The organism is Oceanobacter sp. 4_MG-2023 (assembly GCF_030689165.1).
GTDB lineage: Bacteria > Pseudomonadota > Gammaproteobacteria > Pseudomonadales > Oceanobacteraceae > Oceanobacter.
Map to the genome: position 1 here is coordinate 1 of NZ_JAUYVV010000041.1, position 7,661 is coordinate 7,661.

General features: G+C 48.4%; 5 protein-coding genes. All 5 read right to left on the reverse strand.

The features are described 5' to 3' along the window. Positions 1 to 168 precede the first annotated feature (168 nt). A complete protein-coding gene (locus Q8W24_RS16545; RefSeq protein WP_305475991.1) occupies positions 169 to 702 on the reverse strand; it encodes a HEPN domain-containing protein in 534 nt (177 codons plus the stop codon). Positions 703 to 715: 13 nt separating this feature from the next. Further along, positions 716 to 2,305 (reverse strand): VWA domain-containing protein, encoded by a 1,590-nt coding sequence (locus tag Q8W24_RS16550; protein ID WP_305415496.1) that lies wholly within the window; start codon positions 2,303 to 2,305, stop codon positions 716 to 718. Next, positions 2,302 to 3,780, reverse strand: a complete 1,479-nt coding sequence (locus Q8W24_RS16555) for an AAA family ATPase (RefSeq protein WP_305415536.1) — start codon at positions 3,778 to 3,780, stop codon at positions 2,302 to 2,304. Before Q8W24_RS16555 ends, Q8W24_RS16550 begins: the two co-directional genes overlap by 4 nt. Positions 3,781 to 3,867: 87 nt before the next feature. Further along, on the reverse strand, positions 3,868 to 5,238 hold the full coding sequence (locus Q8W24_RS16560; RefSeq protein WP_305415497.1) for a sigma-54-dependent Fis family transcriptional regulator: 1,371 nt from the start codon (positions 5,236 to 5,238) through the stop codon (positions 3,868 to 3,870). A gap of 309 nt (positions 5,239 to 5,547) precedes the next feature. After that, positions 5,548 to 7,464, reverse strand: coding sequence for a 3'-5' exonuclease (locus Q8W24_RS16565; RefSeq protein ID WP_305475993.1), 1,917 nt, complete (start codon positions 7,462 to 7,464; stop codon positions 5,548 to 5,550). Positions 7,465 to 7,661 lie beyond the last annotated feature (197 nt).

Here is a 7,661-nt window from a genome sequence, read left to right on the forward strand (position 1 = left end):
GCTGGTCATCAGACACCTCGTTTATGGTGGCGATATTACCACCTACGTTGGTGTCCGGAATCATTGAACCACTACAGCCAGGTTCGCGAGATCCTCCCAATGAGGGCGAAGATTTTCAAAGTTGATCGATTCCAGAAATTCTTTGCTCATTTTTACTGCTTTCCCTGGTTATTCGACATCCAGAACCTTGTCGGTTACCTCAACGATACGCTTGAAAAAAGCCACGCATTTGCTCATATCATTGCGGCTGACAAGGTAACCGGATTGCTTGTCCATAACAGACCGGTGAACAGCATCACCGCGTTTTTTAATCCACTCATCAAGTTTTACCGTAGAGGTCTTGGTTTCAAAACCGGCCCAGTTCCAGCCGGCAGTCACATCCACATTCAGAAATCGTTCAAATAGCTGCTTCGTTTTTCTGGTGTTTGGCGTATGAAAATACTTCAGTTCTTTCTCAAGGGTTCCATTTACAAAACGCGCAACCTGAGACCCCTCCAGAGGTCGCATCTGGCTTTGTAATTCTTCAGTGATTCGGTCTTCAACATAGGTTTCCCAAGCCGTCAAAGACATAATCAAGGCAGCACGTTTAAGTTCTTCCGGGTCCCGGTTATCAATCCGATCTCTATTAAGTTTGTCGTAGGCTTCCAGGATACGCTCGGCATCCTGAATGGCGATTTCAAAATTGTCTTTGGCTTTTGACATGGCGATGTCCTTATCAAAGTGATTGAGAGCGCTGGTTCAGTTGCAAGTCGATCCAACGGTCGAAGCGATGCAGTGGATCACAAATGCGGCTCATAGCACGATCCGCATTGCCAATCAGTGTGCCATGAATCGAAAGCATTCGTTGTTCCTTGGCCGCTGTGATTTTTTTGACCAAATCACTGGAAACCGGAAACTCGCCATCACTCACGATCATAATGTCAGATTTCTGCCATTGCTCTTGCTCGGACTTTTCCAATGCCAGGCGCAACGGGCCTTCGGCATCCGTACCGCCACCTAAAGACATCGATAGAAATTGAATCATTCGCTCCAGACCCTGTTCGGTTGGTGTCAATTCCAGCTCCTCAACTTCGCCATGACTGCCAAATAAATAGACATAACATTCACGCTTTTCTTTTTTGGCAACTGACAAGCACTCCAATACCAGCGCTTTGGCGATATTTTCCGGTGTACCGCTCATCGAGCCAGAGGTATCCAGACACACGATCATCGGGCCACGGTTTTTATTCGCTTGCTTCCCTGCTCTTTCTTCACGAACATCCTGTTCCTGCTCACTTATCAGCTGGACAATCTCTGTACCTTCGACGGCATAGCTGAGAAGAGCATGTTCAGCTCGGCGGGCGTGCCAGAGTTTTTTCAATACCGGATGCCCCAGAAAGGCCGCTTCTTGCGGTAACATGCGACTGATGGAGTCAGAACGGGTAATGCCTTTGGTTTCCATCGGCACCAGAGGTGTGGTGACCTCCTGTTGATGACGTGCAACCACACTCATGCGCGACACAATTTCTTCAATGATGGGCTCACCATCAGTGTCTTTCATACGCCCCAACGTTTCGATCACTTCCCGCAGTTGTGGCAGTTGCTCGACCAGCTTGTGCAGGCGCACCAGGTTCATCCAGCCGTGACTTTGCAATACACCACACGATAAATCCCACCCCAGACCCGTGATCAAACCAAGGTCGTTAAAAACTGATTCCAGCTGCTGCCACACCAGCAGACGTTCGTCCCACTCCTGCGGAAAAAAAACATCAGATCCAACGAGTACCTCCAGCCAGGCTGATACCTCTCCATGAGCCTGAATTTCGTTCAATTGCTCCTGTGTCAGCGCAGCAGTTTGCCGTTTTTGCTTTTTCTTGCTCAGAGCATCCAGCTCTTGCTGCAATACTGACAACTGTTGTTGCTTCAGATCTTCAGCATGCTGTAGTGCCAACGTTCGCTGCGTTTCCTGTTTGTGTTCCAGAGCATCAAGCAAGTCCAGAATCAGCGCATCAGTGACCTCTTCGTTATCTTTGCAATATCGGGCAATGCCCGACTGCTCAATTCGCTCCAGCACGCGCTGCTGAACAACCTCAGGCAACCAAGGGCACGGAGATATCAGCTCGGCACCAGCTAACAGGGACTGACGCAACTGCGCAAATGACTGGCAACGAGCTTCAAGCTCGCCACCGGAATGCGTAATAACGACAGGCAGCAGTGACTCTGGCAACAGATCGAGATAGCTGAATTGGTTGTTAAGCTGATTAAGCAAACCGCCAGAAGCCTTCCGGCCAGGTTGAGCGGCTGGCATGGGCAACGAATCAGTCACAAAGTTCCCCCCTCAATAACATCATCTTCTTGGGGCAGACCTTCAAAACCATTTACCAACACCTCAGAACGATCAAGAAGACCTTTTGTGTGCTTTTTGGCATTACGAATATTGGTAGTGATGTCAGGTTTCAGAGCTGGATCAATCCAGAAGTGTTCCTCGAAAACCAGATCCACCATCTCCAATTGATTATTGAGATGTTCGATATGAGCTGAAATTTGGTTCTTAACTGAAGTCACTTGCGTGACCCGTTCCTGAATATGGGAAGCGGAATAACACATCGACTCCATAAAGGGAGTATTAGGGCCATTAACCATAAAGGGTTTGTTCGTTTGGTTATACCCGCTATTCTTCTGAGTCGTTTCACCATCATATTCGCAATGATAAAGTTTCTCGCCATTATTATTTTTCTTTTGATATCGCCCACTTTTGCGGGTTGTTGATTTACCATCCGGGCCGCAGTAAAGCAGCTCGCCTCGATTATTTATTTTTTGACGTTTTGCATTTTGCTCTTCTTTCAGCTTCGACTCCCAGACAACCAGCATTTTAGCAACCCGATCCGCAGAAAAATCGCCAGTTAACGAGATCGCTTGTTTATAGACTTCTTGCAGCCCTTCGAGCTGCTCTGGCTTTTGCCAGAGGCAATGCGGCAGGATCCAGGCGTCGTAGCTGGATACTTCATCAAAACCGGAGGTAAAGGCAGAGACCTTCATCAGCTTAACCAGTTTGCGCCAGCGACGATCGGATACATAGATGTCTTCTTGCTTCAAGTAACGACGGAATTCTTTACATAGCTCAATCACGTCGCTAGTTAATTCGACCTTTTCAGCTAATTGTTGAACTTCAGCAAGATCGTCAATCTTCAGGCGTATGGATAAATCTGGGTCACAGGTTTCATTGCCAAGAGTCAGCAGGTTTTCAAAGCTGCCATCAGAAACTGGATTCACAAAACTGCGCAGCATAAATCGATCATACAGAGCATCCAGCTCCTCACCTTCCGGCAGTTCGTTGCTGGCTGCCACTACCGAGATCAGAGGTATGGGATAACGCCGATTGCCGTTGTCGAACTGGCGTTCATTCAACAGAGTCAGCAGGCTGTTGAGAATCGCACTATTCGCTTTGAATATTTCGTCAATAAAGGCGACTGAGGCTTCGGGCAAATAGCCACTTGTCAGGCGCTTGTATTTATCCTCTTCCAACGCCTGAATAGACAGTGGCCCAAAAACCTCCTCAGGAACAGAAAATCGGGTCAACAAGCGTTCAAAGTAATCAGCTTCAACAAATACATTTTTTAATCGTTTTGCCAGCTCACTTTTAGCGGTACCAGGAGGGCCAAGTAACAGTACATGCTCTCCAGCCAGAGCTGCCAACAAAATCAGCTTTACCTGTTCAGTACGTTCCAACAAGCCGTTATTCATGGCTCCAATCAGTTGGACAATTTTCTTTTTACGATCCGGCAGTACGGCTACAGACATGTTTTCCAATGTTCTATTCCTTGAGTAAATAATATTCCCTGAGCTATCGGGGCTATGGTGCTTGATAGCGATTGGTGTGCCAGAAATTCAACTTTCGGCTGAAATGCCCAGCTTTTTCATTTTATTGCTCAGCGTCTGGTGGTTGTTATACCCCAACAGCTCGGCAGCTTTGGTCTTTTGCCCAGCGCTGTGCTGTAGCGCTTGTTTAACGTAATGGCTTTCGACTTCATCCAGAAGTGCTTGAATATCAAGCCCCTGAGCTACATCACGAGCCATAATTGAGTCTTGCTTGCTGGCGGTTTTGAACAAGGCCTGCTGCATGTCATCTCCGGTAATTTCGTTACCACTGGCCCACAGCGCCGCACGTAGCAAAGTAGATTTCAGCTCACGAATATTGCCCGGCCAGCGATGCTTCTGGATAACGCTTTTGCCAGAGGCGGAAATTTTTTTACCTTCGAGTAACAGATATTCCATTTTCATTGCATCAAGCAGGCTATCGGCCAGGAACAGCACATCGCCATTACGTTCGCGTAGCGGTGGCAGGTGTAATACACCGACGGCGATGCGGTAAAACAGGTCTTCACGGAAGTCACCTTTAGCGATGTCTTCAATCAGGTTTTTGTTGGTGGCGGCGATCAGGCGGAAGTCACTGGTCTGCTCTTTGGTGTCGCCAACGCGGGTGAAGGTTTTGTCTTGCAGAACCCGCAGCAGGCGCACCTGAACGGCGGGTTCCAGCTCGCCAAATTCATCCAGAAACAGGGTGCCGCCGTTGGCTTGTTCGAAGTAGCCGGGCTTGTCGGCAATGGCTCCGGTAAACGCGCCTTTTTTGTGACCAAACAGCATGGAGTCGATCAGTTCTGGCGGAAATGCACCGCAGTTCACAGGAATAAAGGACTTGTCTGCACGAGGGCTGGCATTGTGAATGGCGCGGGCGAACAGCTCCTTTCCGGTACCGGATTCGCCATCAATCAATACTGACACTTCGTGCTCAGCCAGAATCTGCGCACGCTGAATCAACGCCTGCATGGCATCGCTGCGGGTAACGATGTCTTTAAAGGCCGCATTATCCGGTGGGTTAGTATTGCTGAGCGTTTGTAGCTGGCCAGCACTGAGGGATTTGACGGGAGGGATGTATTCCGCAGCAATTTCAAAAGGGATTTCTACCGTGTGAGCCCCCTGCTCCCTCGAGGATTGATAAAACGTTGCAGGGAAACGGGTCTTGCCAAGCAATATCCACACAGCTTGCATAGCCGGTGTGCCAGGGCTAAGCAGGATGGCAAGTTGTTCCCGCTCTTGTTCATCCAGAGAGTTTAAATACCGACTGGCATATTCATAGATCTCACCAAAGTTCACTGGTGATGAAAGTTCAACAAACTTGGCATCAATCGCGATTTCTTCGACTTCTTCATCAAGCCATTTGAGATATCCCTCAACCTGATCCTGAGGATAGTTGTACAAAAGCCTTACATTATTGAATGCATGAGTCTTAAGTGTGGCAAGCACAGGCCCATCCTGCCCCTTAAATCTTGCATCCAAATCATGCTGGCCAACCCAACTAATAAGTATCTCACTCGCCACTAGCCATTTCCTTTCTGATCGGTTCTATGGTTCTTATTCGACCATACACTAATCCAGAATGGGTTGATTTGTAAGGGATGTATGAGTCGCCGTAATACGCAGAAGAAGATCTGTGCTTTCTCGTCGGCTATGCCCCAGTGATGGCTGTCCTAATAAAAAAATTCGTGGCTGTCTCAATAAAAAAGCGCTTCAGTATTCTACGGTATCTACGATGGATGTTTCGGACGCTTGCAATTGAGCCACCAGCGGCGTGTTTTTCGAGCAGGTCAGTTGCAACTCGCTTTGCGCCCGCGTCATCCCTACGTATAACCACCGAGCACTCTGGACCAGTTGTTCATCATCACAAGATAATTCACCGCTACCCATCACAACAACCGCGGGAAACTCCAACCCCTTACTGGAAGGAATCGCCATCACAGCGACCTTGTCTTGTTGTGGGTCATACCCAAATTTGAACGACTGAGAAGCTAACCAGACACAGGGGATACCACTGCGTTTCAAATAACTGGCCAACGTCGAACCTTGCTGCCCGGTAACATACAACACTGCCATCTCGTTCCAGCGCATACATTGGGCTTTCCAACGCTGCAAGTGCGCCACGGCATGAGCCATTTCATCCAGCCAGTGCTGGCCCATCGTAACCACAGGCACAGGGCCAGAACGTCCGGCAGATTCCGGTGCCAATACCGGTATGTGGTCATCATCTGAGCTTTTTGCGCAGATATATCGCTCGGCAAACTGATATGCAAACGCCAGAATTTCACGGGTATTGCGATAATTCCGGCGCAAGATGGTTGTCCGCCCCTGCGCCTTGACACCAACGCTCGACAAACTGAACCCCAGACCGGATCGTTTTTGATAGATCGACTGGGCATCATCGTAAAGCAGCAATAGAGAATCCGATTCCGGATCGATCATTTGCACCAGCAGAGTCAGCCATTCCGCCTCAAAATCATGTCCTTCATCAATCAACAAGGCTCCATACTGGGCACGAGGAATATGCCCTTGTGCTACTCCCTGTATCACCGATTCCACCTGACGCTCCCAGACAGGCTCAGGCCCGGCAACCGTATTAACCTGATAAGTGTTCAATTGACGCTTGCACCAATCATGAAAATGCAATGCCTGTACCCGATGCTCCAACCCTTTGGCCAACATGAGCGCATTCAGCTTACGCGCCAGCGTAATGTTAAAACACAACACCAGAACCGGCTTACTACTGGTTGCCGCCAACAATTCACAGCGATAGCCAAGAATCAGCGTTTTGCCAGAACCTGCCACCCCATGTATCACTCGATGGCCTGCTCCCAAACTACGCGCCAACTTCTCCTGCTGAATGTCCATAATTCGAACAATATCTGGCAGTGCGGTATTCAACGGCGGCGATGAATCATCGTCTTCAGTGCATATCAATTCATCGGAATCTGCATTGTCTGCCATGGCAAACATATCCTGCTGCAACGATATCCGCACTTCTGGAAACAAATGCCAACGAATGCGATCAATTTGCGGCACCGTTAATTTATTGGGAAAACGATGGTTAAACATGCCCCACAAACGCTGTTGGAATACCTCGGCGTTCGTCGACTCCAGCATTTCATCCTTATAAATAACCAGGTTATCCGGAAGCACCGCCTCCCGTTGGGCATCGGTTGTATTGTTGGTAATTTGCTGGCGATTAATATTGGTCAGTACTGTTCCCCAAGCATATGGAAAACATAATTTCCCTTGATAGCGACTGTCTTCACTTTGCAGCAACTGAGGGTCCCGACTCAAGAGATTGACCACTTGCAACATATACTGCCGCGCTTGCTCCAATGGATTCGCTACCTCGATTGGCTTGTCATTCACCAGCAAGGAAGCCGTTTGTTTATTCAGCCGTTTAAGTGTCGATGCCTTCCAGTCTTTCACTTCCAGAAACAGTAACCCTCGAGCGGGATGCAATATAATAAAATCAGGATAGCGACGTTCCCTGCCCACTGGAATATCGAACCAGCACAGATAATCATCCTCAAGAAGGTTTTTCAGGCGCAGGGCAAAGCGCTTCTCACCTGCCGTCATTCTAGCCAATACAGCGCTGCTTAAAGCAGGAATAATTTCAGCCATCAGAGCAAATCCATGACAACAAAAAAGTACCCAATACAATCTCAGCCACTCGAACATCCTGTAAGTTTTGACGAATTAATCGATATCTAGTGGTTCAATGATTCCAGACATCAACGCAGTTGGTAATATCGCCACCATAAACGAGGTGTCTGATGACCAGCAAGCGACGTTCTTTTTCTCCTGAGTTCAAACAGGAA

Excerpts from the sequence above, each read along its gene's own strand:
- Q8W24_RS16545 (WP_305475991.1), bottom strand. The coding sequence starts at position 702 with ATGTCAAAAGCCAAAGACAATTTTGAAATCGCCATTCAGGATGCCGAG.
- Q8W24_RS16555 (WP_305415536.1), bottom strand. The coding sequence starts at position 3,780 with ATGTCTGTAGCCGTACTGCCGGATCGTAAAAAGAAAATTGTCCAACTG.
- Q8W24_RS16565 (WP_305475993.1), bottom strand. The coding sequence starts at position 7,464 with ATGGCTGAAATTATTCCTGCTTTAAGCAGCGCTGTATTGGCTAGAATG.